Source organism: Paenibacillus sp. JJ-100 (genome assembly GCF_948329825.1).
Taxonomy (GTDB): domain Bacteria; phylum Bacillota; class Bacilli; order Paenibacillales; family Paenibacillaceae; genus Paenibacillus.
The window spans coordinates 273,574-299,926 of sequence record NZ_CAOJCM010000003.1 but is presented as its reverse complement, the minus strand read 5'-3'; the positions used below and the strand labels follow the sequence as shown (position 1 = coordinate 299,926).

At 47.3% G+C, this 26,353-nt stretch carries 26 protein-coding genes; 3 read left to right on the top strand and 23 right to left on the bottom strand.

Annotation, left to right across the window (positions count from 1 at the left end):
• Window positions 1–103: 103 nt before the first annotated feature.
• From PQG66_RS14405 to PQG66_RS14345, 13 genes are all read right to left on the bottom strand, one after another.
• Window positions 104–1,531: a pectate lyase family protein gene (locus PQG66_RS14405; RefSeq protein ID WP_272038422.1), complete on the bottom strand. Its 1,428-nt coding sequence runs from the start codon at window positions 1,529–1,531 to the stop codon at window positions 104–106.
• Window positions 1,532–1,829: 298 nt separating this feature from the next.
• The gene (locus PQG66_RS14400) at window positions 1,830–2,345 is read right to left on the bottom strand and encodes a DUF2179 domain-containing protein (RefSeq protein WP_272038421.1); all 516 of its coding nucleotides are present in this window, start codon (window positions 2,343–2,345) and stop codon (window positions 1,830–1,832) included.
• 374 nt (window positions 2,346–2,719) lie between these two features.
• The gene (locus tag PQG66_RS14395) at window positions 2,720–4,393 is read right to left on the bottom strand and encodes a hypothetical protein (RefSeq protein WP_272038420.1); all 1,674 of its coding nucleotides are present in this window, start codon (window positions 4,391–4,393) and stop codon (window positions 2,720–2,722) included.
• Window position 4,394: 1 nt separating this feature from the next.
• The gene (locus PQG66_RS14390) at window positions 4,395–5,192 is read right to left on the bottom strand and encodes an ABC transporter ATP-binding protein (RefSeq protein WP_272038721.1); all 798 of its coding nucleotides are present in this window, start codon (window positions 5,190–5,192) and stop codon (window positions 4,395–4,397) included.
• 167 nt (window positions 5,193–5,359) lie between these two features.
• On the bottom strand, window positions 5,360–6,022 hold the full coding sequence (locus tag PQG66_RS14385; RefSeq protein ID WP_272038419.1) for a PepSY domain-containing protein: 663 nt from the start codon (window positions 6,020–6,022) through the stop codon (window positions 5,360–5,362).
• Between the two features lie 149 nt (window positions 6,023–6,171).
• Window positions 6,172–7,002 (bottom strand): PepSY domain-containing protein, encoded by an 831-nt coding sequence (locus PQG66_RS14380; protein WP_272038418.1) that lies wholly within the window; start codon window positions 7,000–7,002, stop codon window positions 6,172–6,174.
• A gap of 70 nt (window positions 7,003–7,072) precedes the next feature.
• Complete coding sequence (locus PQG66_RS14375) at window positions 7,073–8,458, bottom strand: sensor histidine kinase (protein WP_272038417.1); 1,386 nt, start codon at window positions 8,456–8,458, stop codon at window positions 7,073–7,075.
• Window positions 8,455–9,207 carry a response regulator transcription factor gene (locus tag PQG66_RS14370; protein ID WP_272038415.1) on the bottom strand — a complete coding sequence of 251 codons (753 nt, stop codon included), beginning with the start codon at window positions 9,205–9,207 and terminating at the stop codon, window positions 8,455–8,457. Before PQG66_RS14370 ends, PQG66_RS14375 begins: the two co-directional genes overlap by 4 nt.
• Window positions 9,208–9,261: 54 nt before the next feature.
• On the bottom strand, window positions 9,262–9,906 hold the full coding sequence (locus PQG66_RS14365) for an SDR family oxidoreductase (RefSeq protein WP_272038414.1): 645 nt from the start codon (window positions 9,904–9,906) through the stop codon (window positions 9,262–9,264).
• A 258-nt stretch (window positions 9,907–10,164) separates the two neighbouring features.
• Complete coding sequence (locus PQG66_RS14360; protein WP_272038413.1) at window positions 10,165–11,346, bottom strand: NAD(P)/FAD-dependent oxidoreductase; 1,182 nt, start codon at window positions 11,344–11,346, stop codon at window positions 10,165–10,167.
• A 25-nt stretch (window positions 11,347–11,371) separates the two neighbouring features.
• Window positions 11,372–11,818 carry a DUF1641 domain-containing protein gene (locus PQG66_RS14355; protein ID WP_272038412.1) on the bottom strand — a complete coding sequence of 149 codons (447 nt, stop codon included), beginning with the start codon at window positions 11,816–11,818 and terminating at the stop codon, window positions 11,372–11,374.
• A gap of 592 nt (window positions 11,819–12,410) precedes the next feature.
• Entirely contained in the window at window positions 12,411–14,282 is a 1,872-nt protein-coding gene (locus PQG66_RS14350) for an RNA polymerase sigma factor (protein ID WP_272038411.1), read from the bottom strand.
• Between the two features lie 66 nt (window positions 14,283–14,348).
• Entirely contained in the window at window positions 14,349–15,287 is a 939-nt protein-coding gene (locus PQG66_RS14345) for a hypothetical protein (RefSeq protein ID WP_272038410.1), read from the bottom strand.
• A gap of 182 nt (window positions 15,288–15,469) precedes the next feature.
• On the opposite strand from PQG66_RS14345, the gene PQG66_RS14340 reads away from it, so the two are divergent.
• Window positions 15,470–15,646: a CsbD family protein gene (locus tag PQG66_RS14340; RefSeq protein ID WP_184180880.1), complete on the top strand. Its 177-nt coding sequence runs from the start codon at window positions 15,470–15,472 to the stop codon at window positions 15,644–15,646.
• Window positions 15,647–15,837: 191 nt separating this feature from the next.
• On the opposite strand, the gene PQG66_RS14335 is transcribed toward PQG66_RS14340, so the two are convergent.
• Window positions 15,838–16,839, bottom strand: coding sequence for a dTDP-glucose 4,6-dehydratase (locus PQG66_RS14335; protein ID WP_272038409.1), 1,002 nt, complete (start codon window positions 16,837–16,839; stop codon window positions 15,838–15,840).
• A 151-nt stretch (window positions 16,840–16,990) separates the two neighbouring features.
• On the opposite strand from PQG66_RS14335, the gene PQG66_RS14330 reads away from it, so the two are divergent.
• A complete protein-coding gene (locus PQG66_RS14330) occupies window positions 16,991–17,518 on the top strand; it encodes a cupin domain-containing protein (RefSeq protein WP_272038408.1) in 528 nt (175 codons plus the stop codon).
• 27 nt (window positions 17,519–17,545) lie between these two features.
• Here the strand turns inward: PQG66_RS14330 and PQG66_RS14325 are convergent, their stop codons facing one another.
• From PQG66_RS14325 to PQG66_RS14295, 7 genes are all read right to left on the bottom strand, one after another.
• Window positions 17,546–18,607, bottom strand: a complete 1,062-nt coding sequence (locus tag PQG66_RS14325; protein WP_272038407.1) for a DUF1835 domain-containing protein — start codon at window positions 18,605–18,607, stop codon at window positions 17,546–17,548.
• A 90-nt stretch (window positions 18,608–18,697) separates the two neighbouring features.
• Window positions 18,698–19,366 (bottom strand): TVP38/TMEM64 family protein, encoded by a 669-nt coding sequence (locus PQG66_RS14320; RefSeq protein WP_272038406.1) that lies wholly within the window; start codon window positions 19,364–19,366, stop codon window positions 18,698–18,700.
• A 295-nt stretch (window positions 19,367–19,661) separates the two neighbouring features.
• Complete coding sequence (locus tag PQG66_RS25365) at window positions 19,662–20,807, bottom strand: HNH endonuclease (protein WP_442955101.1); 1,146 nt, start codon at window positions 20,805–20,807, stop codon at window positions 19,662–19,664.
• Between the two features lie 83 nt (window positions 20,808–20,890).
• Complete coding sequence (locus PQG66_RS14310) at window positions 20,891–21,103, bottom strand: hypothetical protein (RefSeq protein ID WP_272038405.1); 213 nt, start codon at window positions 21,101–21,103, stop codon at window positions 20,891–20,893.
• A 36-nt stretch (window positions 21,104–21,139) separates the two neighbouring features.
• On the bottom strand, window positions 21,140–21,289 hold the full coding sequence (locus PQG66_RS14305; protein WP_272038404.1) for a hypothetical protein: 150 nt from the start codon (window positions 21,287–21,289) through the stop codon (window positions 21,140–21,142).
• Between the two features lie 210 nt (window positions 21,290–21,499).
• Window positions 21,500–22,675, bottom strand: coding sequence for an acyltransferase (locus PQG66_RS14300; RefSeq protein WP_272038403.1), 1,176 nt, complete (start codon window positions 22,673–22,675; stop codon window positions 21,500–21,502).
• 210 nt (window positions 22,676–22,885) lie between these two features.
• Entirely contained in the window at window positions 22,886–23,374 is a 489-nt protein-coding gene (locus PQG66_RS14295) for a GyrI-like domain-containing protein (protein ID WP_272038402.1), read from the bottom strand.
• 139 nt (window positions 23,375–23,513) lie between these two features.
• Here PQG66_RS14295 and PQG66_RS14285 point away from each other — a divergent pair, with 139 nt between their 5' ends.
• The gene (locus PQG66_RS14285) at window positions 23,514–24,230 is read left to right on the top strand and encodes an effector binding domain-containing protein (protein WP_442955100.1); all 717 of its coding nucleotides are present in this window, start codon (window positions 23,514–23,516) and stop codon (window positions 24,228–24,230) included.
• Here PQG66_RS14285 and PQG66_RS14280 read toward each other — a convergent pair.
• Complete coding sequence (locus PQG66_RS14280; protein ID WP_272038401.1) at window positions 24,211–25,569, bottom strand: cryptochrome/photolyase family protein; 1,359 nt, start codon at window positions 25,567–25,569, stop codon at window positions 24,211–24,213. The two genes, PQG66_RS14285 and PQG66_RS14280, sit on opposite strands and share 20 nt — an antisense overlap.
• Window positions 25,570–25,853: 284 nt before the next feature.
• Entirely contained in the window at window positions 25,854–26,270 is a 417-nt protein-coding gene (locus tag PQG66_RS14275) for an SRPBCC family protein (protein ID WP_272038400.1), read from the bottom strand.
• Between the last annotated feature and the right edge of the window lie 83 nt (window positions 26,271–26,353).

Below are 26,353 nucleotides of genomic sequence, written 5' to 3'. Positions count from 1 at the left end.
GTAGCTCGGCTCATAAAAACCTAGTGTCGTTGACGTTTTATAAAGAATCACGAATATCATTAAGAGTATTTACTTTATCTTTTTACCTTACGGCATTACGTAATTAGTAGCTTGTCTTCAGCCAGTTATCCTTGGACCAGGACAGCTTGCCTGCACCCGCTCCATTAGAACCTGTCAGGCGTGCATTCAGCGTAGACGGGTCTTCCGCCTGATAACTGTATGGCAGGGAAGTGAAGCTATTCCACGAGAATGGTTTAATCACGGCTGGAATCGGCGCCAGCGGACTTCCCGCAGTATCACTGTCACCCCGGAAGGAGCTTCCATCCAGAGTATAGATCGTATCAACTACACGGATTTTTCCCGTATAGGTCGCATCGGCTGGATTGGTCTGATTGTTGCGAACTGGGAACTGCACATCTTTGATCACGGATTTCTCAATTAGTACAGCACCGCTTTCGGTGGAGATGGCACCGTTGCTAATGATATCGAATTTATAACCTTTGGAAGCGATGGCTGTTGCCATAGCACTTGTAATACGAGCTTTGGCTGCACGAGCATCAACAGCATCCATAATGATGTTATAGGCATGAGCATTGCCTCCACGCAGACGAGGCATGCGATCTTGAATGTCTTTGTACACGTTGTGATGCAACGTGATGGACAGATTGGCGTTAGCCGACTCCAGACTGGTCGCACCGACGAGATGCCCTTTTTTCTGCGGCCCGGAGATGGCAATAATGTCTTCTTTGCTTAAACCGACCGCACTGCTGCGCAGGTAGTTGTACATGGGATAGGAAGATTTGTTGGCTTCCAGCTCATTGATCTGACGGGTAACCCAGCTATTCGCGTTGCCGTCATCCCCTTTGAAGGTAGACCAAGAGATAGTCACACCACTGGTTCCCTTTTTCGAATCGACGAGTCCATCATAGGCTTTGTTAAACGTACAGTGATCGATCCATACGCCGCTACTATCCTCCAGAGTGATGTAATCCCAATCGTTTTTGTCATAATCGCCTTTGGTAGATTCATCCCACTCCCACAGCTCATCGAACTCCAGGTTGCGAATAATGACGTTGGTGCTTCGTTTCACGGTAATAGCAGCGTGTTTAATTTTGGAGCCATTGGCTGAGAAAATGGTAAGTCCATTGAAACCATCCACTGTAATTTTACTGACACCCGTCTGCTTCAGTACTGGATGTGTCAGTGCATCGTTATGTTTGGCAAAAGGTGACGTCTGCGCCGCACTTGGAATCTCGTTCCATCCTAAATCGAGGTCGTTCATAATTTCGACGACTTTGACACCAGAATTCTTTTTCAGAGCCAGCGCCAGGTCGGTGGCATTGTACACTTTTTTGTACGTGGATGTGTTCGACTCATTAATGATTCCACCGCCCGTATTTCCTTGGGAGAAGCCGGTCAGATTGTAATCTGCATTGCCCGCTGCCTGTACACTCGCAGGTCCGGATAATAGGGTGAACCCCAGCGTGAGAGCCAGAGCCGTGCTGCATAAGCTTCGTACTGTCTTTTTCATCGAATGCATGCCTCCTGAAGGTTAATGTTGAATTCCCTGCCTGTCCCTCTAGCCATGTAACAGCGCAAGTGACATATTCACAAAGTAATACATGAAAACGATTACAACAATAATCCTGATCTCACATCCTTATGGGTAGGTTATAGAGGGGGAGAAGTGTGCCCCAAGCAACCTGGTATCGTCCGAAGTTAACTTTTGCAGCAGGGCTTGCGGGAGGAAGGGGGAACAATGCTTGAAGCGTATGCGAAAAATTGAAATTAAAAAGACAGGACCGCATATCATGCAGACCTGCCTTAACTTATTTTTTGATCGAACGTGTCCAGAATCCGCCATGGAACTGTTTGGGCTCGACGGTAATGACAAAAGCTTTGGGATCGAGACTAAGGATGGTTTGGTAGAGTAGCTTCTGGTTTTTACGTTTCGCCAAAATCTCCATAACCAACCGATCTCCATCACGACCACTACCGACCCACGAAGTTACACCATACCCTTTATCTCGCAAGGCGTTAGCTAGACCACCGTCCATCTGGTTGCAGATTACTTTTACGGTAACGTAACCAAGTGCGATCTTTTCCTCAATCCATGCACCAAGCAGGACCCCAAGTCCATATCCCACTGCGTACACGATCAGCGCTGACGGCTGGGTCAAATAACTGAGTACCAGATTCAACCCCAGCACATAGATCACAATCTCACCCATGCTGATCAGGGCAGCAATGTATTTCTGTCCTTTGAGCGTTAAGATCATGCGAAGTGTATAGGCTGATACATATACAATCTGAATCAAAAAGATAAATAACAATATTTTAAGCAATGGCGCTCCCTCTTTCCTGGCCGTTACCATCAATCTGGTCCTTAGTTACCTCTGGATGGGTTCGGCTTCCTCTATATCCATCATTGGACGTTATGCCCTCTTCCTAAACGCTCCTCTGTTCTCCTTCTGATATGGTTCAAGTCCAACAGTCCTCGAACTGCCATTATAAAACCGTTTGTACTCATGTTCAACCCGGCCAGGATCAGAACAATCGGGAAGAGAGCGAATGAATGGATGAATGGATAGACAAGACGCTAGCGCGGAAGACGGACACACCACCAACCAAGATGAGGTATCTTATACGGAATCACCACGGAATAACTACCGAGTCACCAAGGGGCCGTTTTGAAAAAGAGAGATTCTAGCAGGTAAGCCTAAGGCATTACAACCTTGTTAACCTCCTGTTTCTTCCCTCTGTATACTAGGGTCCAGAGCAGCACATTCGCCAAAATGAGTATCGCACCATAAACCCAAACCCCCATGGGGAAGGAGCGGAAAAAGACATGAATGCCCCAAAATAATGCCAGGACAGGTATAGCTATAAACACATACCAGCCTTCACTCTCTTGAGCCACACTGAAGGATCGGGAGAACGGCAGCTGTTGCAGCATAAACTTGCCTGACGCTGGAATCAGCGCCGTACCTGCAAGTAAAATGATGGCCAGATCTGGCAAAATGCGAAGCCCAAATGTCCATGTGAACACAATGGCATTTAACAGAAACAGAGGCAAGAACATATTACATAAAAATGCCTTTAATGCACCTTTATACAATACACTTTCATTAGCCAGAGGGGCCGCACGTAAAATCCATGCTGCCTTGTACTGACCTGAATACTTCAGCATAGTCACCACCGTAATGACAAGAATCAGCATCAAGTAAAGACTGTATACATATGCACCTTGCCTGAATTCCGTCCACGTATTCGATTGCAATCCTGTGTACCAGATGATATAAGGCATAACTAGTGCTAATCCGAGCGAAGGATAGACTTTCAGCTTGAACTCTCGTTCATTACGCATCATGTTGGCTGACAGGCGGAAACAAGCTTGCTCCTCAGTGGAGCGACAGAATAGCTTGGCAACCCTGCGATCCCATTTTCCACGGCGTCGGCTGGACGTCTGGCCGGCATGAGCCATTTTTTCCAAATACAGCTCAAACGATGGCATAAGCTTCACATATATGATCAAGCATATCACCGGGACAACCACCGCAAGGGCTGTGAGCGTGTAGATCCAAACACCGCCGCCACCTGCGAAGAACCAATCGTAAGCAGAAGCATACCAGAGTGGGGGTAACAGCAACTGCCACCAGGCGGGAGTGAATACGACACCAGCATGAAATATATCAAACGAACGAATGACAAACTGATATCCAATCGCGATACCAACGGACATGATAATCTGCACCATATTAATCATGTCTCTCAGCTTCTCACCATCCAGAAATTTCATCATGAACAGATAGATGAGAGAGGTGGTCACCAAGATCAGCATACTAATCAGAATGATCTGTAATAGGAAGAGCAGGAAGAAACCAATTCCGTGCGTAATTAAACCTGCAATCAGCGGGGCAACGGTCAAAGAACCGGTTAGAAGAAACAGATACACTCCTGCATGAATGGCTCGGGCCAAGCCTACCGTTCGTGCATTGACAGGTTTGGTCGAAATAATATTACGATCCCGGATATCCAGGAGCACGGATGAGAAATCCGAAATCATGGATGTCATAATCATAAACATTAAAACACCAAACAGAATGCCCATCTGGAACATGAATTGACCTGTATCCCATACTATAAAGGGAACCATAATTAATCCCAGCAACATATACAACCAGAGAGAGCGAACATACAGGTTACTCTCTTTGCTCTCCGTTTTCTTAGCTCTTGAAGACATAATCATAGGTACTCTGCGCTGATCCATCTGGAACTTCACCCGTAAGATGAGGCGCAGCACGTCATAATCAGCCCCCGTCTTGGCAATAATCGGACGAAAACGATCCAGTATTTTGAGCGTACGAAAATCAGAGGAAGAGGATTCCGCCATATCAGCTCACCTCCCGCACAATCGACACAAAACGCTCAGCTATCGCTTGATGTTCATCAAAGCCTGTCAATTGATTAAACACTTCCTCCAGTGATCCTTCCTTCGATTGCTGTTGAAGCTGCTTAAACGTACCATCCGCCACTACACGACCCTCGGCAATCAGTACAATTCGGCTGCTGATCTTCTCCACCACATCCATAATGTGTGACGAATAGAAGATGGTTGTACCTTTCGCTGACAACTGTGACAAAATCTCTTTTACCACCATCACACTGTTTGCATCCAGTCCACTGAGCGGTTCATCCAGGAACAAGAGATCCGGATCATGCAGCAGTGCCGAGATGAGCAGCACTTTCTGACGCATTCCTTTGGAGAAAGAAGCAATGCGTGAGTGGTATGATCTCTCCAGTCCAAAACAATCCATCAGCAGCTTGGCTTTGTAATCCGCATCTTCATAGGACAAGCCGTACAACTCTCCCGTAAACGTCAAATATTCCGCCGGAGTTAATTGTTCATACAGTTCTGCCACTTCAGGCACATACCCGATTCTTCGCTTATATTCCACATTGCCATCTGCGATATCCTGTCCAAAAATACGAACGCTCCCCACATATCCTTCGATCAATCCGAGCAAAATCTTCACCGTTGTGCTCTTGCCGGCTCCATTCGGCCCGATATATCCAATCATCTCTCCCCGATTGACTTCGAGGTCAATGCCGTTCAACACATAACGACCGTTGTACCTCATACGCAAGCCTTCAATGGATAGCACTTGTTCTTTACTTGATTTTGGCTGCATTTGTTCTAAAGTCACTTGGTTATCCAGCTCCTTGTCTATACTGTTTTCTACAATTATACTACTTTACCACAGTTTGGATTACACTCGCAGTAACTCTCTTAATAGAAAGCTCACTATATGTATAACAAAAAGACGCTTCATTCGAAGCGTCCTCTTGGGAGTTACGATTAATCCTCGTCATCAAAATCCTGATCAAAGGATAGTACCTTGCCTGTACCCGCATCTATATCGACGTCCGCTTCACCTTGAGCTGTTCGCAGTTCGATCTCATAGACATAACGACCGTTGTCACGATCCAGCTCAACCTTCGTTACTTTACCACCTGTAACTTGTTTCAGGGCAATGTTAGAAGCTTGGTCAACTGTCAGTTTAACCTGACTGGCAGCAGATGAATTAGAAACACCATTCGTTCCATTATCACGGCTGTCATCATCATCGTCATCGAAGTCATCCTCACGAACAACTTCCAAAACCTTACCCGTGTAAGCATCCAATCGAACTGTCAAATCAGGAACGCCTTTTCTGTCGATCTCTACTTCATAAAAAGTTTGACCGTTTCTACGCTCCAGATCCACATCATCCACTTTACCTTCCACTACTTTCAGAGCTATTGCTTTAGCTTGTGATACAGTCAACATTTTATCTGTGTTGTTCTGGTTAGCATTGGTGGATGGTGTCCCTGCACTTGGTGCGGTCTGCGTTGTTTCCGATTGTGCTTTTGGCGCTGGTTCGCCGCTCATAGTGCCGCTGGCTGCAACTGCTGATCCACCTAGCAATATCGCTGCGGACAAGCTGCCAATCCATAGTTTATGTTTGTTCATCATCATCATTCATCTCCTCATTCATGTTCTCGTTCTCGTCTACAAACTTAGAATAACCTAGACGAATGAGAGATTAGGGAGAACAAGATTAGAATTTGATGAGAAAATGAGAAGAGTATACTTATCCCTTTTCAGAATGCTATTTTCAAAAATATCTCTTACTCGTCATCTTTATCCCATGTCACCGAACGAATAGCACCCGAAATGGCATTAACCTGCACCGTGGCTTCCCGTCCGTCTTCCAGATCAATCTCAACCAAATAATAGGGGTTGCCACTGTTCGTGCCGCGCAATTCTACATCATCTACTTCGCCAGGAACCCTTGCAAGTGCCTTCTGCTCGGCCTGTTTCTCACTTAGAAACTGCGGCTCGTTCGCTGTCTCCCCGGCTTCGGATGAAGGAGGTGACTTGATCGCTTTGGAGGAAAGAATCTCGCCCGTGTATGGATCGATGGTCAGTTCCTGACGGCTGTTATCCTTTGCTTCGACCACCGCAGTGTACACCGGGCTGCCCTGTTGCTCCACAAGCTCTAATGATACAAGTTGTTCTCCTGCCCTTTGCTTCAGCAGTTCCGATTTCATCTGCTCTCGACTCCACAGCGTCTTCTCCTCAGCCTGCGGAGCGGCCTCCAGTCGTTTAATGGATTGAACTGCTGCCGTGAAAGCATCCACCTGCACATCATATAAACCTGTCTCCGAACGAAGCTGCATCAGATACGTACCGTCCTTCAAGGTAGAATGAATGATCTCCCCCGGATATTGATTCAGTACAGATTGTGCCGCTGCATCGGCAGATAACTGCTCACGAGCTGGTTCCCATGGTTTCCACCACATCACTGCTGCGAGAAGCACCACAGTTAGGATGCCGGCCCCCCACCGCAGCAACTTATGTGATCTGCCCCCTGCGTTGCTTCCATTTTCATTTTTATTTAAATGCTTATGCTTTTGCTCACTTCGTATCATCTCAGGCCGCTGTTCCTGCTCTGACATACGCACTCCCTCCCTCACATTCTCTCAGATTACATCGCTCCACCCAGTATAGAAGAGAAGAATGAGAATTTCATGAGAGTGGTCTGTCTGCACGATCGGTCTTGGAACGTGGCAAAATAATACAAGCCTCCGTACCAACACCCTCGGTACTGGATAGTTCAATCTGTGCTCCAACAGCACCTGCCAGCTCTTTGGCAAGAGAGAGTCCCAGACCCGATCCGCTGGCACTGCCGCTTCGGGTTCTGGAGATGTCCACTTGGTAGAAACGGTCGAACACCTTCGCAAGTTCCTCCTCCCGCATACCAATGCCTCGATCCACAATCCGTATACAGCAGTTCTCGTCGTGAGCATCCAGTCTGACTTCAATCGCATCTTCACTATACTTCCGTGCGTTATCCAGCAAAATAAACACCAACTGCTTCAGCTTACTCTCATCACTGATCGCATAGATTGGGCCTGTTACGTCACACCGTACTTCCCGGTGATATGCTTCGCGGAATGCACGTGTAGATTCAGCAGCGAGCTTCGCAATATCTACACGCTCGAGCTGAACATTCCATTGCTCGGGCTGCTTTGCCAGCAGTAACAGTTGCTCGGTCATCTCGCGCATGCGTACCGACTCAGACAGAATTGCTTCCACCGCTTCATCAAATACTTCGGGTCGTTCCTTACCCCTGCGCTGGAGCAGACTGGCATAACTTTCGATGATGGTCAGCGGTGTTTTGAGCTCATGGGATGCATCCGAGACAAAACGCTCCTGCCGTTCAAAGTTCGATTCCAGCAGATCCATCATTCGATTAAACGTCTGACCCATCGTGTTCAGCTCATCCTTGGATGCTCCCTCCAGTGGAAGCCGCTTAAAATGCCCACTAGCTTGAATATCACGCATAGTATGTGTCATCTGCTGGATGGGTCTTGTCATCCGGTTCGCCAGAATCCGGCTCGAGATTACGGCAGGAATCAGCGCTATGATGGTAACGATCACTAATACGGTACGCAAGGTAGCAAGCCCGCCCTCCGTCTCAGCTACACTCTGAGTAACTTGCAGGTTAACTACTTCACCATCCGGCCAGATAAGTGGCATGGATACCCACACATAGCCAACCTGATCCACTTGGATATACTCTGCCTTTTTCTCATTTTCATACTGGTAAGACAATTGGCTGAGCTGCTCGGATGCTGCAGTTGTGGTTACAGGTGAGCTGCTGCCATCCTCATGTACAATGCGAAGCATACCGTTGATGGGTGCATAAGCCCGGAGCAGATCGTCTGGCGGAATGGACCCAGCAGACTGACGTACCCCTGCCACAATCGACTCTGCTTCTGCTTCGACCCGGCGGATCTCATTATTGATCGATACTCGCTCGAATACGAGATATACAGACAGATTCACCGCTATTAACAGCACAGCAAATAAAACCGACGAATATCCGTAGATTTTGCTGCGGAGACTCATGATTGCTCCTTCAGGACGTACCCCACGCCCCTAACAGTATGTATTAAGGGTGGTGTGAATCCGTTATCTACCTTTTTGCGCAAATAACGGATGTACACATCCACCACATTGGTATCACCATAATAATCGTACCCCCACACGGATTGCACAATCTGATCCCGGCTGAGCACCTGCCGCTGATTCCGCAGCAAATACACCAGCAGATCAAATTCGCGAGGGGTAAGCTCAATCGCTTGTCCATCTCGAGACACTTCACGTGTTCCTTCATGAAGCTTCAGGTCGGCAGCGGTTAACCATGCCTCTTCTGCTTCATGCAGTTGACTTGCCGTCCCCTGCTCTGCCATCTGCCCGAAGTTCTGAACGGTTGTCCTTGCAGAAGCAGCCGCGGCGAGCCGTAGAGCTGCACGGACTCTTGCCAGCAGCTCTTCAATCTGAAATGGCTTGGTGATATAGTCATTGGCGCCGAGATCCAGCCCAGACACTTTATCTTCTACCGAATCCTTCGCTGTCAGCATGAGGATCGGAATGACCGCATCCCTAGCTCGAATCCGCCGCAGAACCTCGATGCCACTTAGACCAGGCAGCATGATGTCCAGAAGAATCAGATCCCATTGTCCTTCGCTGTACTTTTCCAGCCCTTCTGTCCCGCTACCTGCCTTTGTGACCTGATATCCCTCGTATTGCAACTCCAGTTCAAGCAGTCGTGCAATTTTGGGCTCATCTTCAATGACCAGCACGGCCTCATTCAAGCGGATTCCCCCTTACCCTGTCATATCCTACTCCCGCTAGTTTACAACATCTGTTTACAAATTGCTCAAAGCATCCGATACAGACTGCTCTCCAGCTATCAGATCAAAAGCCTTCCGATAGGTCTTCTCTTCCTGCAGAGAGGCTGCAATGACACGCGCTACATCTTCACGCGCAATGCTGCCCGGTTTCAGGTCAGTTCCTACTGCCACCTTGCCGGTTCCCGATTTATTTTCCAGACCTCCGGGACGAATAATCGTATAGTTCAGTTCACTGGCAAATAGTGCTCGATCCGCAAAATGCTTTGCTACATAATACGGTTTGATCTCTTTTGACCATTTACTCCGCTGATCTGCACCATAGGCGCTGACCATAATATATCTGGATATGCCTCGCTTCTCTGCGGCCTCCATCGTTTTCACCGCCCCATCTAGGTCAATGAGCAACGTTTTGTCTGGGCCCGTCGAGCCACCAGAACCTGCTGTAAATACGATAGCATTCTGATCCTTCATGGCCTCTGCAAGCTCATCGACGGTACCTTCCAAATCTCCCATGACAACCTGTGCGCCAAGTTTTTTCAGTGCGTCTGCTTGCTCTGGCTTGCGAATCATAGCCGTAACCTGATGTTTGCCTTCCTGTGCCAACTGTTCAACCAAGTGTTTACCAATTTGTCCGTTTGCTCCAATCACTAGTACATTCATTATTCATTCTCCTCTCAAGAGTCTCAGAGAACAACATATGGCTCCCTGCGGGTTATTTTATTGACTTTCTTAAAAAGCCTCATCCTATCTTTTAAACGAAAGCCGATGCTTCTAAGCGGAGGTTCATTCGTTCCCAAGTTAAACACATCTCGATTTCTATCGTTCCTGTTAATATCTGATGAAATTCTCCTGTTCATACCCTTGTAGGCATACAAAAAAGAGCGCCCAATGGGCGCCCTTTGACGTTTACACTATAGATTAATAAGCCAGTGCGAACAAGCCATGGATGTGGGACAGGTAACGGATGTTACTTGCTTCTTTCATCATGGTTGCAGGCAGACCTTTCAGGCGAGTCTGGTTACCACCGATCATGCCGACAGCATCCTTACGACCCAAGCTTCCCAGTGTACCGGAGAATACTGGTGTGAAAGTTTCCATTGCGCCACCTTTGAACATTACGCCCAGGTTGTGACCAATGGTTTCACCCATTTGCCAAGCCAGTTGTGCTGTTGGAGGATAAGGACGAGCGCCTTCGCTAGGGAAGACCACTGCGCTGTCACCAGCAACAAACACATCTTTGTGGGATGTAGATTGCAGAACTTCCGTTACTTTCGCACGCCCGCGATCTACTTCGATTCCACTGTTAGCAACAACCGCATTACCTTGTACGCCACCTGTCCATACGAGTGTGTTCGTAGGGATCGAGCTGCCGTCTTTCAGCAATACTTCGTTTTCTTTCATCTCGGTAATTGCTACGCCAATGATGAAGTTTACGCCGCGTTTTTCGAGACTGGATTTCGCACGATCAACCAGCTCTGGCGGGAAACCAGCCAGAATGGAAGGACCTGCTTCTACCGTATAGAGGGAGATATCGTTGAAATCGATACCTTTCTGTTTGCATACGCCTGGCAGAAGGTCAGCGAATTCACCAACAAGCTCGATACCTGTCAATCCGCCGCCACCAATAACAAACGTAGCGTCTGCTTTGTTGCCGGATTGTTTGTAAGCATCCAGACGTGCTTCAACGTGCGCACGAATACGGTTCGCATCGCTAACCGATTTGAGCGTGAAGCTGTACTCCTGCAATCCCGGAATTCCGAAGAATGCAGTTTCGCTACCCAGGGCAACGACGAGTGCATCGTAAGAGTATGTGGAGCCGCTAGTCATGAGGACTTTTTTCTCGTCCGGCTTGATCGTATCCACCGTATCGATTTTCAAGTTCACATCTTTACCGCGCAGCAATTTTTCGAGCGGGAGTGCTACAGCTTGCTCAGCAATGCTTCCTGCAGCAAGACGGTGCAGTTCCGTAATAATTTGGTGCGTAGGGTAACGGTTCACGACTGTAATTGTCGCTTCTTCCGGAGTCAAGTATTGACGCGCAGTCAGCGCAGTCAACAGACCGCCGTAACCTCCACCCAAAATCAAAATTTGCTTCGACATATCCATCCTCCGTTCTTTCTCAGTCTTAACGTTTCGTTTGTTGACGCTCGTTCAAGATGCTCAGGAACGATTGAGCAAAACGAAGCGTTTGTTGTACGTTTGGATCTTTAAGCATTTTAAGCATAGCGAACAGGCCAACCGAAGTTTGTTCGGCTTGGGCACGGTCATTTGCCTCGATGGCAGCAGAAGCTACACCTTTAGCTTTTTCTACAACAGGTTTAGCGAACTCACCCATTGCACTCATCGTGTCGCTGATAAGAACTTTGTCCGTAGCGATACCTTGTGCGAAATCATAAGCTTTTGTCATTGCGGTAACCATTTCAGCCAATTTAGGCAGGTTCTCCACCAATACAGTTAAAGACTCCTGTACCTCAGGCTTCATCAGTTGATCCAGTACGTCCAGGGACTGGCGCTCGGAAACGTTGGCGCCTTCTGTTACTGGCACCTCTTGTTGAGTAGGCGATTGTGACATAAGAGAAAGTCCTCCTTTACTTTGGGATAGAAGTCCGCGACTTTCATGATGCCTGTCAAGCTAAGCCGAACCACAAATACATCAATACAGTAAATGTACTAAATTTCACACATTAGGATAAGCGTGGCCAAAACCACTCTCACGCATGCATGGTATGTTGGGTCTATTACGCACAAAACGACAAGCAGGCCGAAACCGAACTCTATACCCTTATATTACACCTCTTACACATGAACATGAAAAAGAATCTTTTTACACTTGTGAAGATATTGTGAACATTGTAACAAAATCGATTTTTTTGTCAAGGCGAGCAATCTTGTCTGAACGCTCATAATTTGTATCCAAACGCCCCTACATACCATATGCGGTATTAAAAATTTCACATCATACCATATGTACGAAAAGCACATATGAAAGTACATGATATATGGATTTTCAGGATCGGATTCCCAAAAACATAACACTTCTGCAACGAATTTGGTCACTTTGGTTATTATGCAGCGACAGACCTAGCCTTATTCTTTCAGATTAACATCTCACCCAAACAAGTATGAGTCTTTTCGGGTAATAATGCAAAGCGCATTAAACGGTCTTATTCCTTGTATCCGTCCTTCACCCCAGTCTGCTCACCGCTCTCCAACATATCCAGCATGATCTCCAGAGTTCTCACAGCGGAACACTCCAACTTCTCTATCTCCTCCAGAATAGAGAAGGCCTTGTCTGCATTAACGTGGTGATTGGGTTTGCCGCCTTCCGGGAAAGGAAAACGTTGCACTAACATATACAGCCGATCTGCAATCAAACGATATTGTTCCTTAGCTTTCCGACATAAGCGGATAAAGTTATGATTGTCCATCCCGGAATATCTTTTGTCCATACATGGACGACTCGCTAACGCCATCCATACCTGAGCCAGTTCTTCGAAAAACACAGTGGCATAGTGCCTCGCATCCCATAAAACAGCAATATTGTAAGCATGTCCATTAGGCTCAATTCTCCCTGTTCGCAGAGCTTCTCGCCAAGCTGCATATGCGGCCAGACCAGATACTGTTCCCTTCATCGTACATGAATCAGAACCCTTATAATGTGCCAGTATGTGCTGCAAAATGGCTTGCATATCCAACTCATTCCGGAATGGCTCTGGTTCCACAGTCAGTACAAAAACTTCTTCGTTCACACCCCTCCCTAGATGGTCATAAGGGACTGTGGATCTTTGAATAAAATCCTCCCCATGCAATGTACGAGCCTGATCATCATAGCCATATACCAGACCAAATTCGGGAATATTCAGATCCCACACCACAGCTGGGAGCCCCCGAGAAACCGAGTAGCGAATCATCGAAAGCGCCCGTACCAGTCTGGGGTTCACCATGCGTTTATCCTTGGCAGCCACCTGTAATAAAGCGGGATCAACCAGATTAGCATTCACTCCTGCTTCATTCGCAATAGCCTCCACGGAAGAAGGAAGATAACCCATATGTCTCAGCCCCCTGCCAAGTACTTCTTTGAAATTAAAAGCCGTCGGCCCTGCAATATGAATGTCTTCTGGATAAATGGTCATTCGAAAGGCGAGCCCCGTCGCCCCCATGATCATAGGCAAAGATGGCGAAGCTTCCAAATAGCTCAACATCTCATGCATAGCGGCACCTGCAGAACTCCATGTCTGGGGAGTATGAAAAGTTCGCGGTTCCCTTAGCAGCACACATTGTGGCAACAAGGGAATGCTCTCCTTCAGCATTTCATTGACGGCCTGATGAATGTGATGCCGGGACATTTTTTTACGTGATCGGGATAGGATTTGATATACATTGGCTATAGTTAACCCGGTTTGGCTTGCGATCTCCTGAGGTGACCTATGCTCTATCCAGTGTTGCTGGCAAACGAACCTTTCCTTCTCCTTAAGTCCAGCCAGCAATTGGTGAACATAATGGTTCATGTCCTGACGAGTGGTTACGAAAAAAGGATCGTGACTCAGCTCATGTATCTCTAGCTGCTCATAGCTCATCTGTTGATTCAGAAGATGGTCTACAACATCTTGTTCACTCCAAGATCCTGCTGGAGCAGAAGGCTCCCTTGCAGCAGTAAAAGAGGAGAAATAATGTTCTCGGAGACGGATTTTTCGCTGTATGTGTGTGTAAGCCTGATTCTTCACAATCTGCTGCAACCAGGCAAACAAACGGCCAGGCTCCATTAATTGGTCTATATGCATGTAAGCACGAATAAGCCCTTCCTGTACCACATCATCTGCAAGGGCATTATCCTGTGTAATCCCTCGTATGTAACGATGCAGTTGGGACCGATAACGATGAACCATCTCTTCGAATGCTCGGCTGTTTCCTTGCCTGATCTGTTCGACGATCAACTTATCTGACATCTCGGTGTAGTCACCCGGAGTTGATGAGTCATCTTTAGGCCCTCTATCCGAAGTGTCCTCCTGCTGTCTTCCAATCGATCCTTTATACATATCGTCGCCCTCTCTGCTATCGTATAATCCGTTTCCGCTTCCTGTTCTAATCAAACTCTATTAAGCTTAATTCATCAACCTCATCAGTTCTGCCTCGATCTTGGCTTCTGTATCCGCCAACTCGTTCATCCATCTGCCAGCTTCTCTCCAATTTCTGGACACAAGACGACTCTGGCACGCCCCCATCTGTAGCGACTGGTTATGTTTCAAAGCAGACAATGCAGGACTTATCTTTTCAAAATATAAACGATAATCTTCCGCCCGACGTGCACCTACCGGCAGTGTAAAGTAAACATAATGAGCCCATTCGTTATCATTCAGCTCACCCGAACAAATCTGCTCCGCCTTTTGACCGATAGCCGAAGCACCTGTTCTGCCTGCGTATGCCTGATTATGGTTTTGCTCCATTAAACTTGACCGAAACCATGCACACGCCCGGCGATCTATCTCTGCTCTGTCTGGACGTTCCACACGTTCAGGTTGGCTCCAGCTACGGTACACCTTTGCACTCCAAGGAAACTCGTATTGCCAGGCTTCTTCAAGCTGATCCAAACTCAGATATACATTAGGAAATCCCGCTGGATCATGCAGCAATACTTCATCACCTTCTAGATGTTGTAACAACACATAGTGATCAGACCCTTCAAGTGCCCTGTGTCTAGGATTGTAACCCAGCTTACCCATATTCAGCGGTCCAACCATGACCGGGCCTACACGTAAAGATGCCTTAAGTTCCTCGATTGGCATACAAGAGCCAGGATTATACGCTTGCTCCTTAACTGTGAATCCTAGAATGTTTAAAGCCTTGGTCACAGCATAATCTGGACTAGAGCTGACGTTATCAAAATAAAGAAGTTCATTTGACGCAAGCGATGCACCTAGCGAAAACCCGCTCACCACTTCAATCAATCCTGGTTCAACATGCTCTCCAATAGATGATAATAACATGGCAGCAGAGTTGGCATAACAGTACGCAGCATTCCCGATATAATTATTCACGTTCATAACATCTCCTCTTAATCTAGGTGTGGCATTCATAAAACGTGCCTATATCTAGATGACTTCATAGAGGCAAGATTTCTGACAGATTGAACAATTTTTTTACAGCGTCTTCTGAAATCGAACGTTTAAATAATCTTCAGTCCGGTTAATAAGGACTACACCAGACAACGAAGGAGATGTTCGATATGAGTAATTCAACTAGCGATAAAATCAAAGCAGGCGTTAACAAAGCCAAAGGCGAAGTGAAGGATCAGATCGGTAACGCGACGAACAATAAGTCCCTTCAAGCTGAAGGTAAAATGGATAAGGCCAAAGGGGCCGTTCAAGATAAAGTGGCCGATGTGAAAAAACATCACGAATAATACACATGAGTTAGCGTATTCGGCATATCTCTACGACCTCGCGTGAAGTCAGCTAGAAGCTAGAGAGTGTTAGAAGTAGCCTGACCGTCTTGATCATGGTTCGGATCTCTCCGAACATCGATTAGATGACGGAGGCACAAAAAAGCCAAGGAAGGTGTTGAAAAACTACCCTTCCCTGGCTTTTTTTCATTTTATGTCACAGGTACAGCATACCTTGCCATATCAATGATAAAGTTCCGACTTTGACGTGTCGTATGATATTCCCGACTGAACAGTCTCACCCAATCCGCATTCTCCCGATACCAGTGGTATGTCTTGTCCAGCCCCTGTTCCAGGGTAGTCCGAGGGTACCAGCCCAATGCAGCACGCAATTTGCCGGAGTGAACAACCAGACTTGAACCTCTGGACTGCGTAGGCTCCTGTTCCCGGACTTCCTTCCCGATCACAGATCGAACCATAGGCTCCAGAAGCATGCCGATCTCTTGCATCGTCGTTCCAAATCCCGTAGAGATATTATAGATGTGCCCGTCTTGGCCTTTCGTCATAATCAGTTCAATTGCTCGCAGCGCATCCTCAATATACAAGAAGTCTCGAACAGCTGATCCTTGGATATCCAGTGGCAAACCATCCAGCATACGTGCGAAGTTCCGCGGAATGATACGATCAGGGACTTGCCATGGCCCATATAGATTGGTCAGACGGAATATCTTCACTGGAAGCTGATAACATTTTGCATAGGATTGAGCCAGCATCTCACAGGCTGCTTTCGAAGCCGAGTAAGGGGACACAGGTGCAAGCGGGTCTGATTCACTATAAACTCTACCCCAATCGCCGCCATAGACTTCAACGGATGAAGCCAGTAACACAGGGATGTCATGATCCGCAGCATACTGCAGAATAGTCTGCGTACTCATTGTATTATTGCGGAATACTTCTGCAGGGTGATGGTATGAATAATCGACGTGAGGCATGGCAGCAAGATGTATGATGTAATCCGTGTTGTGGGGTAGACGAAGGCTGTCCTTCATGAGGTTACACTCGATAAAAGGCATGTCGTGCAGTGGAGAGAGTTGAACCAGTCTCTGACAATAGTCATCCTGATCCAGCATGGTGATTTGATGCCCTTTTTGCGCCAAAAAGTGTGAGAGATTAAACCCGACGAAACCTGAAGCTCCTGTCACCACAATATTCACACATGTTCCCCCTATTCGTTTTTACATCAGGCACTTTAAGAGAGTCTATGTAAAGAGTATAACCTTAGAATGATACATTTTGTATCATTTTACAATTATTTTTTGATTATCCCTATATCGAACGGTTAATACATAGAAAGGGGTGTTTACCATGCGCGATCCAAGGAATGACAATAACGATGTCGAATGTATGTATTTCCAAGATGACGGGATGATTCCGAATCATCCACATCTACCCGTACTTTTGTACAAAGGGGTATGGCATACTGAGCCAGCCGGTGCTGAATCACGCTTTAACCAAAACGGATGGGCCAATAGCTGGGTCAATGGCGTATTCGATGTTCATCATTATCACAGCAATGCGCACGAGGCTCTTGCCGTAATCAGTGGATTCGTGAAGTTGATTATCGGTGGTGAGAAGGGACAGAAGATTGTTCTGGAAAGTGGAGATGTCGTTGTATTACCTGCCGGAACCGGCCATAAACGTTTGAAGGCCAGTCCCGACTTCCGGATCACCAGAGCTTATCCTGGGGGTACGAGCTATAACACACGTACAGGCGAACCGGAGGAACGCCCTCAAGTGTTGCAAGAGATTCGAGAGGTTTCTATACCAGATACCGATCCAGTGTATGGAAGGGGCGGCCCCCTAACCAAGCTGTGGCTGAATCGCAACACTTAGAACATCGAGACATGGGTCAGGCCCCCACTACCAAGCAGTTGCTAGTCGGACACGGTAGAAGCGCATCGCGCGAGGGTTGCCTTCCATGTCCAGCTTCCCTTGAAGCACAAGTTGACGTAAACGGTATTCAATAAAGGAGTCACCGACAGCCTGTGGCAAGTTCCCCAGCACCTCTCCTACTACACGAGCAGCATTGATGAATTGCTGAGCTTCATGTTCTTCGGCGAGCTTCTTGACCTGTTCCAAAATAAATCCATCGAGGCTGTCTTCAGGGATACTGTGAACCACATCATCTTGGATGATTCTTAACGTACCTGGTTGTGCGGACAGCTCAAGCCATTCCTTTTCCATAAGACTTCGCTGCTCCTCTGACAACGGCTCGGCATCCACACTCCGCTTCCATATCATGGACAGGTGCTCCGGGATCAACTCACCTAGATGGAGAATCTGATGTTCAGAAGTATCAAACAAGGCTTGGTACAGTGATGTAGTGTCGATCAATTTGATCGGGTTTTGACGATGACGCAGCAGATAGAGCGCATATAGCAAGCCCGTTCGTTCATGGCCATTGTTCGTATACCACAGAATTACCCGAGTCTCTTCACGAATTTCACTTAGGAATGATTTAATCTGATTTAACTGTTTCAGGCCTTGAATAAGATAACTTCCGTGCTCCGAGATATAGAGTCTTTCCAGTAGCCATAGGTGTCTTCGCTGCATTACGCTTGCATCCGTCAGGTCACCTAATGGCCCGATGGCGTAGTAATCATTCAGGGAGTAAAAGCGCCGGCCTTCCCGCCCGGGGATTTTGCCCATGGCTACTTTGATACTCCCCAAAGGCGATTCACCGATAGCAATATGGATCTCTTCTGCATGCTGCAGATCGGGCAACTTACGGACGTTATCTCTGCGTTGCAACTGGCTGAATAGTTGATGTTGTCTCTCTACAAACTGCATGTAATGGGGCTCGTCATGCTTGCCATTCATAGCCATATCTGTACGCAAGTATAGTTCGCACAGCAGTGAACGTAGTTCTTCTTCCTCCATCTGTTGCAATTCGTTATCCAAATCGAAAACACTGTTGATCATGAGGAAACCTCCCTGGAATCACTCCATATTCTCTTCATATTCTTGACCTGAACCTAACTTTTAACTTTTGCATAACTTCCTCGGATTTCGTCACTTCAGTGAGGAGGAGATCGACTTATCTGAAGCCTGATGTAACGAGTGCCCTTCATCTTGATCCGAATTGGACCGGGTGAAATGTCGTTCCAATTTGCGGCTTGCCCATAAAGATATTGCAATGAACAGGATTACGCCAATCCAGCGTATCGGGTGCTCCAGAAACTGCTCTACGTTAGAGCCAATGTACGTCACCGAGAATATCATGATGCCTTTACCGAACCCAACCGCAAGCAGGAAGGACAACAATCGCATTCGCGCGATCCCAGCCGCCACATTAATAATGACAAAGGGACCTACTGGAAAAATGCTAAGCAAGAATACATAACTAAACGCATTTCTGCGAATCCATACCATGCTGCGTTGCACACGCGGTTTGCGTGCCCATTTTTCTACAAAGGCCGATTTCCCAATCTCTCTTACAATTAGAAAAGTCACGGTACAGCCGAGTACCATACCGATCCACGAGTACAAAAAACCAGCCCATAAGCCGTATACCGCTCCGTTAACACCCACAATCAATAACGTGGGAAGCGGCGGTACAAAAGACTTCATAAACGTAAGTAAAATGCCCGGTAATGGGCCAAGAGAACGGAATTTCTCCAGCCAAAACCGAATATTTTCTTCCGTGAAATACGACATGATATCTATAGCTGCCGTTGTCATCCACATCCATCCAATCTATTCAATACTATTTCAAACGTAGAAAACACCAAAAACTATAGAAATAACATGCTTTATGAGAGCAATCCATCCTGCGAAGTCAGATCCTCTATCCAAAAGTTAATGCAACCCTACCCTCCAAGTATAACGTACATTGGGCACCTGCACCGTTGTCAATTAGAAGAAATCTGTGACGCATCCACCAAACCAAAAAAGCACACCTCGATGATGATCTTGGTATGCTTTGACGTATAAGAGCCTCTGAACCTTGTTCATTCGGTTCATTAGCTTAGTTTATTTATTCTGGTGTTATTCCTTGCATCGACAGCTCCAACAGTTCTGCCTTGTGAGCCGCATTCCACTCCGGTATTCCTGAGCGCATGAATTCATCTGCATCCATTGCCGCCTTCGACTGGTTGCATAGATTGCAGGCACAAACACAATTAAGCGGTGTCGTATGTCCACCCTTGGCTCGCGGAAGGAGATGGTCAATTGTATCTCCGTAGGAGCCACAGAAGTAACAGGTATGCTCATCCCGATTCAGAATAAACCGTTTGAATTCCTTATTGCTGAACAACCGACGAATGGTGTACCGATTGACCACCACGGCAGCCTTTTCCTTCACCAGCGTAACGGCAAGCTCCATGTCTACTTCTTGATGCCAGCGCCGGCCTTTATCCGTTTTGCCGCGCATGCGCACCATACCTTGCCGGTTGGTCCGGAGCGAAGCCGGATCATCCGGGTCAATGGCTGCCGGCGGCGAGTGATGACGCCGCGGACGGCCATCTATTCCAGCCGATGGACTACGGCTGGAATGTGGCGCAGGGGCCTCAGCAGCTCCGCTGCGAGACTGCCCTGCGCTGGACGCTAGCGCAGCAGCAGCCGCACGCTTGCGGCGGCGCTGGCGTGTGCGCCGAGCTGCGGACGGCTGGTCCGCAGCCTCTGGCGCTGGCGCTGCTGCCGGGCCTTGCGGCACAGCCGGCAGCAGCGCTTGGGCCGCCGATGCCTGTTCGGCGGCCGGAACTGCAGCGGCAGCTCGCTTGCGCGCACGCTGCTCGCGGCCCTTCGCATTCGCAACAGCAACGCCTTGCGAATGCCCTTCCCCGGGCGGATGCTCTCCGCCCGGCCTTGAATCCACCGCATGCTGATCGGTGGATTGTTGACGCTCAGTCTCTGCCTCAGCAGACGTCCGAGACTGAGCGTTCATTAACTCAGACGGCTTCTTCTTCCGCCGTCTTCGTCTCTTTCGCCGCTGACTCCCCGAAGAAGTGGTGTCACCTGCTCCTTCATTGAACGTCTGATCGGCAGGGGCAGAACTCGTTTCAGCAGATGCTGATCCTGCCACTCCATCTGAACCCACATATGTTCCTGGACTCATTCCCTTATCGCTCTCTCCAGCAGCTTGCTGCGCTTTAGCCTGAACTTTCCGTTCACGTTCATTCATCACCGTGGCCTGAGCCTCGTCTACCCTGAGAGTCTCCTCTGCATTGCCCTGGACACGCCCCGTCTTTACAGAGTCAGCTGTCGTCACTTTGCCATGATGTGGCTCTCGTACACCGAGCTGGCGACAACGTCTGCAGGCTCCCCGTCTGGCCCCGGAACCTGCACGCCTGCCGGTTCTACGCCGAAAATCAGACGCAGGGCGCTGCTCTCCACAATACATACATCTCTTGGTTTGTTGTGTTTCAAGTGCTGCCTTCCTTGTGTGGACAGGGGCTGGTCCCGTCTCCATGTTGTCACCTCGGTTCCGAATGAATCCGGTTTCTTTCTATTGTATCACATCTGCTCACGAACACCCTCATAACCGCCAGTCTTATAGTCACCATTGCTAAATTCAGGTGTCTGCTCTCTGCATTCATGAAGAATATGCTCGACGTATTCCAATATATCCTGCAGCGCTTTGCCGCATTGTTCACATTTAGTCATGTTGATCACCTTGATCCTATCTCAAAAGTTTACTGTATAATATCCATTCCGCCTTATGATTACCCTTGGATTGAACAAAAGAAACATTCGTTCCCACGCCGCGGCATGACTATCCCGTTGCTTCTGAACGGAAAATGATAGCAAAAAGCCGTCTTCGGAACGCACCAAGGCGAACTGAAAACGGCTGATCATCATAGGGGATTGTACGTTCTAACGAACGTCCATTTTCCCTGAATTCTGCTGGGGTACAAGACGCGGTTTCGGTTTTGGCAGATTGCCAAAAACAACCCAGGCATAAGGCAAGAACCTCGCTGCCAGCCCAACCACAATCCAAGAGGCGATCAATGCAAAAACAAATCCGCCCGCGTACCACAGATGAATTAACCAGGAAACCCCTGTTTGTGGCGGATGCTCACGATAAATTAACAAGAACAATGGGTGAATCAGATACACACCAAAGGACAACGCACCTAGACGACTAAGTGGCTTGGCAAGGAGCTCAGGACCTTTGTGATAGAGCCAGTAAGCGATCTGGATAATGACCAGTGCACAAGCAAATGTATGCACATTCCAGAAGAACTCATACCATAACGTGTTATAGGTAGCTATCTTCAGTCGCAGTAAATAGTAGATATACACGTGTCCAAGTCCCGCCGTGAGCCAGATCAGCCACAACAAAATCCAAGAAGCTACACGCCCCTTCGTTGCATTGACTCGGCTAACGATAAACCATTGTTTGATTTTCGGGAAATACACACCCATGAAAACACCCAACATGAAATAGGAGAAGTACGAGAATGCCCAGCTCCCTTTGTTGGGAACCTGAAACCCAAACTTGTTACTCACAATGAACGCCCATTGGATAACAAGACCAATCGGAATAGACCATTTTACAACAGACGGGTATTTCTTCATCAACCACAGCACAAGCGGAAAAATAAGATAAAATTGCATGTTAATAAACACAAAATACAGATGTGTGTATGCTTTACCAGTCAACAACTTCTCAATAAATGTGCTGATCGATTCATTGAGTGGTCGTCCTTGATAATACATATTATGCAGAATGACAAAATACAAGATCGAGAACAGGAAATATGGCAGTAGGATATAGACAAAACGCTTCTTGTAGAAATTACTAACCAGTTTCTTGTCTAGCGGACGGTTAAAATAGTTATAGAACAGTACAAAACTGCTCAGAAAAATAAAGGTAGGTGTACCGTATTTCATAAAGATATTAATGAAGTTGTACAGCCAGTAATAACCGGATTCTCTCATTTCCAGCGTTGCATTGGAGGTAGAATGTACACATAACACGCCGATAATGGCGACTGCTCGTACAATATTCAACTCCGGTATTCGTTCTCTTTTCAGTGTTTGACTCATGTTCAGAGGCTCTCCTTTAAGTATTCGCCAATATGTTAAATATGACTTATTCCATTTAAGCTCTCTATCTATTAAATAGCATATTGCTCAATATGTGTAGCCCAATTTCCTAATATTTTATTAATTTTCAAGTTGATTTCACAGGATATATCTCGTTACACATGTCAAAAAGACCGCTAGAGCGCGGTCTGGGGGCTATCAAAAATCTCATTAAATTCCTTTCATTACCGGCACAAAAATTGTAAACTCAGGCTCTGTATCATAGGGGTCCTGCTCCATGGGATACACTTCATAGTGTGTAAGCGGATCATTCAATAGATGGAGTCCCTGCTCTTCAATCCACGCATAGATCCGATTATACGAAGATTCAATGGATTGTCCTTTGGCGTGGCTGCATTTCGCATAATCATGTGCGGGAACTTCCAATTGAACCATCCCTTTCGGGACAGATGGCGTTGCTATGTTACCGACCTGGACGGCTACATAGTGAACAAATCCGGTGTCTGTCATGTGATAAGACAACCCTAATAGCTCATCGGGGTGGATTACATTTTGGATTTCATGCAGACGTCGCTTAAATTCCGTCTGTACCTTGCGTATGCCTCCAGCACCGGCCTCAGCAAAAGTGCCTTCCCATTTTAGACCTATCATCGTTGCTGCCTCTTTACGGATCAGCTCCGCAGATTGACTTGGTTTCATGCCCCTCATCCCTTCACACTTCAATAGTCATTAAGTCATTAGGTCTGTCATGTTGTCCTTGTCCTAACTCTATTTTATACTAAAACAGTGACAAAATCTGTCAGTATAGATTGCATAATCCAATCAGGAGTGTACGATCATGACAAAAACGGAACGTTTGATTGAATTAATGATGCGAGTATATGAGAAACCAAGGTTTACCGTGGATGAGATGGCTACCGAATTCGGAGTGTCTTACCGGACAATGCTTCGCTACCTGCACGAACTCAGTGGCATGGGTGTCCCTTTATATGCTGAACCTGGGCGCAGCGGCGGATACTCTCTACTGCTGCCACTCCGACATGGAAACAAGATAACAGCACAGCGAATGTTACACCGTGATCCGTTCCAGCGTATTGTTCGACCTGAGACTTGCGTAGTCGGACTTGAATTTCAGGCTCCCTTTACAGCAGTCTTCATGGCACAGGTCATGATTCCTAGGTTGTGGACAGAATTGAAACGAAGACAGCATGAAATCCCCCGCCAGAAACAGGCAGGGGTGTGGACAGGCGTTGTGCTGAGTCGTCAGCGGCTATATCATTACGTTGCCGGGGTAGAGGTATCCTATTATGATAAACTACCGGATGACATGATAGGCTTAACCCTTCCCGCCCGAGAATATGCACAGTACACCCATCATGGCAAGGTTGATAGAGTACAGTCTGATGAATCATTTCTATGGATGATTGATAAGTTAAAGCTTCGAGGCCTGATGCCAGATCTTTCTGCCTATGCATTGGAGATTCAAGCAGAGAACTCATCTAACATCAACATGTACGTCCCACTCTGTCACGAGACTAGTTCTTTTCCCGGCTAGCAAGAATCTGCTTGTACACCTCAATCGCCGCCTGTCTGGAGGCTTTCAGGTCAACAATGGCATCCTTGCGTGGCTGATGAATGTCTTTGCTATGCAAGTCCTGCAACTCAGGCAACCACTTGCGAATGTAATCACCCTGAGCATCATACTTCTCGGACTGCGTCACCGGATTGTTCACCCGGAAATATGGGGCAGCATTCTCACCCAGCGATGCGCACCACAGCCAGTTACCTCGATTCTGGATATTATCGTAATCCTTCAGCTTTCTTCTGAAGTATGCTTCCCCGAGTGTCAACGGGCACTGAAGATTTTTGGTCAGAAACATGGCCGTCAGAATGCGGAGCCGATTCGGCATATGCCCGGTCTCGTTCAGTTCTGTCATCGCCGCATCAATGATTGGGATGCCTGTCTCCGCCTTGCACCAACGTTCGAAATGAGTATCTTGAAGAACGGAGAGATTGTACACTTTTTCATACTTAAAATAATGCTCCTCATAGACTGCCCTGTACAAGTAGAAATCACGGAAACAGAGCTGTCTGATCCACTCCCCAGCTTCGGAGATACGCTGCGCAGCATCATACATTTTACGAATAGATACGGCTCCCACAGCTACATAAGAGCTGAGATGACTTGGCTCATAGGCTTCGAACTCATCCCGATGATCCCCGTAATCCGCTACTCGTTCGGACAGAAAACGATTAAGCATCCTGTGTGGGTCCTCTTCTGCGCCTTCCGTTTGACTAGCCCCTTCGAGCAAATCAGCAGGGACGCTCATGGCTTCCGGCCAATCCAGCTTTCGTTCACTGACGTTCACGTCTGCTATCGTTGTTGCGGATGGTGGATTAGGGTACTCATTCATGAATTCTACCCAGCGCCGATGGAAGGCAGCAAACACTTTATAAGGCTCTGATTTGCCTGTAAAACGAGCGAAGGCCTCCAGATCAATCAGCAGATGATCGGTCAGCTGATTGAATGTGATCCCATACGATTCGCAGATTTTGCGTATTTTCCGATCTCGTTCCATCGCATATGGCGTCATATCCCGATGAACTACAATTTCGCTGATCTCACCCTCCATATGGCTTAACAACCAATCGATCACTTCACTCGGTTTCCCATAAGCGACATGGAGATTTCGTTTATCTTCCTTATATTTTCTACCTAGTGCTGCAGCGTGACGGAGGAAATTCACACCGCTGTGGTCCTTCTCCCGGCCCTGTCGTAGCAGGAATGGATCGTAGATTAATAGATGCAGGCTCTCTTCTCCCTGCTCCCGCAAATAATCAAAAGCAATGAGATCATCCGTACGCAGATCTTTGCGGTGTATGAATAACTTCATGCGCCATACTCCTCCTGCCTAAGAATTTATGAAGCATAACTTCCTTGCTTACCCAATCTCCTCAGTGATGAAACAGACATATGAAAAATTTCTGTGATTTAAACAGGGTTACAACTCTCATGTAAAATGATGATCTGATCAGGTAACCAACACGAAAAGCCCCGATCTCGATCTCACCGATAACATCAGAGAGAGGAGCCAGGGCTTCGTGATGAAGCTCGCATGGCGGCACCAAGGGTACAAACTCAACTCCCTTGTTGCCTTAATCAATTTTTCTTGTGCTCTTACTTGACGACTTCCGCAAGCTTCTGTACAAGGCCTGCCCAACCTTGGGCCATACGTTCGCGGATGATCGCGTGGGCCTGTCCAAATTCAGTCAGTTTATCTGCATCCCATCCGCTGTGGATCAACGTAAAATGAGTATCTCCAGCTTGTTCCGCAAGTTCGAACGTTAACGTCCAGTCTTTCCCCCAACGAAAGGCAAGCTTCTGCTTTGGCTGTACTTCTATCACCTGACAAGGGGATTGTCCGAACGGCCCCGCTTCCAGTATAAATTCATGGCCTTCGACAGGCTTCAGATCGCTGGGCATAAACCACGATCCCAGACCTTCCGCTGTCGAGACCTTAGGCCACACCTTTTCCACAGACGCCGTCAGTACTAATTCTTCCTTAATATCTGGTAGTGCTGTTGATGATTCCATTCGTTACTGCCTCCTTGACGCTCTTCTCAGACCCAACCTATAATGGGTCTATCTTACATATAAGGATTGTGATTCCTATGATA

Excerpts from the sequence above, each read along its gene's own strand:
- PQG66_RS14405 (WP_272038422.1), bottom strand. The coding sequence starts at position 1,531 with ATGAAAAAGACAGTACGAAGCTTATGCAGCACGGCTCTGGCTCTCACG.
- PQG66_RS14395 (WP_272038420.1), bottom strand. The coding sequence starts at position 4,393 with ATGGCGGAATCCTCTTCCTCTGATTTTCGTACGCTCAAAATACTGGAT.
- PQG66_RS14390 (WP_272038721.1), bottom strand. The coding sequence starts at position 5,192 with ATGCAGCCAAAATCAAGTAAAGAACAAGTGCTATCCATTGAAGGCTTG.
- PQG66_RS14385 (WP_272038419.1), bottom strand. The coding sequence starts at position 6,022 with ATGATGATGATGAACAAACATAAACTATGGATTGGCAGCTTGTCCGCA.
- PQG66_RS14380 (WP_272038418.1), bottom strand. The coding sequence starts at position 7,002 with ATGTCAGAGCAGGAACAGCGGCCTGAGATGATACGAAGTGAGCAAAAG.
- PQG66_RS14375 (WP_272038417.1), bottom strand. The coding sequence starts at position 8,458 with ATGAGTCTCCGCAGCAAAATCTACGGATATTCGTCGGTTTTATTTGCT.
- PQG66_RS14365 (WP_272038414.1), bottom strand. The coding sequence starts at position 9,906 with ATGAATGTACTAGTGATTGGAGCAAACGGACAAATTGGTAAACACTTG.
- PQG66_RS14360 (WP_272038413.1), bottom strand. The coding sequence starts at position 11,346 with ATGTCGAAGCAAATTTTGATTTTGGGTGGAGGTTACGGCGGTCTGTTG.
- PQG66_RS14355 (WP_272038412.1), bottom strand. The coding sequence starts at position 11,818 with ATGTCACAATCGCCTACTCAACAAGAGGTGCCAGTAACAGAAGGCGCC.
- PQG66_RS14350 (WP_272038411.1), bottom strand. The coding sequence starts at position 14,282 with ATGTATAAAGGATCGATTGGAAGACAGCAGGAGGACACTTCGGATAGA.
- PQG66_RS14345 (WP_272038410.1), bottom strand. The coding sequence starts at position 15,287 with ATGAACGTGAATAATTATATCGGGAATGCTGCGTACTGTTATGCCAAC.
- PQG66_RS14340 (WP_184180880.1), top strand. The coding sequence starts at position 15,470 with ATGAGTAATTCAACTAGCGATAAAATCAAAGCAGGCGTTAACAAAGCC.
- PQG66_RS14330 (WP_272038408.1), top strand. The coding sequence starts at position 16,991 with ATGCGCGATCCAAGGAATGACAATAACGATGTCGAATGTATGTATTTC.
- PQG66_RS14325 (WP_272038407.1), bottom strand. The coding sequence starts at position 18,607 with ATGATCAACAGTGTTTTCGATTTGGATAACGAATTGCAACAGATGGAG.
- PQG66_RS14320 (WP_272038406.1), bottom strand. The coding sequence starts at position 19,366 with ATGACAACGGCAGCTATAGATATCATGTCGTATTTCACGGAAGAAAAT.
- PQG66_RS25365 (WP_442955101.1), bottom strand. The coding sequence starts at position 20,807 with ATGAATGAACGTGAACGGAAAGTTCAGGCTAAAGCGCAGCAAGCTGCT.
- PQG66_RS14305 (WP_272038404.1), bottom strand. The coding sequence starts at position 21,289 with ATGACTAAATGTGAACAATGCGGCAAAGCGCTGCAGGATATATTGGAA.
- PQG66_RS14300 (WP_272038403.1), bottom strand. The coding sequence starts at position 22,675 with ATGAGTCAAACACTGAAAAGAGAACGAATACCGGAGTTGAATATTGTA.
- PQG66_RS14295 (WP_272038402.1), bottom strand. The coding sequence starts at position 23,374 with ATGAAACCAAGTCAATCTGCGGAGCTGATCCGTAAAGAGGCAGCAACG.
- PQG66_RS14285 (WP_442955100.1), top strand. The coding sequence starts at position 23,514 with ATGACAAAAACGGAACGTTTGATTGAATTAATGATGCGAGTATATGAG.
- PQG66_RS14280 (WP_272038401.1), bottom strand. The coding sequence starts at position 25,569 with ATGAAGTTATTCATACACCGCAAAGATCTGCGTACGGATGATCTCATT.
- PQG66_RS14275 (WP_272038400.1), bottom strand. The coding sequence starts at position 26,270 with ATGGAATCATCAACAGCACTACCAGATATTAAGGAAGAATTAGTACTG.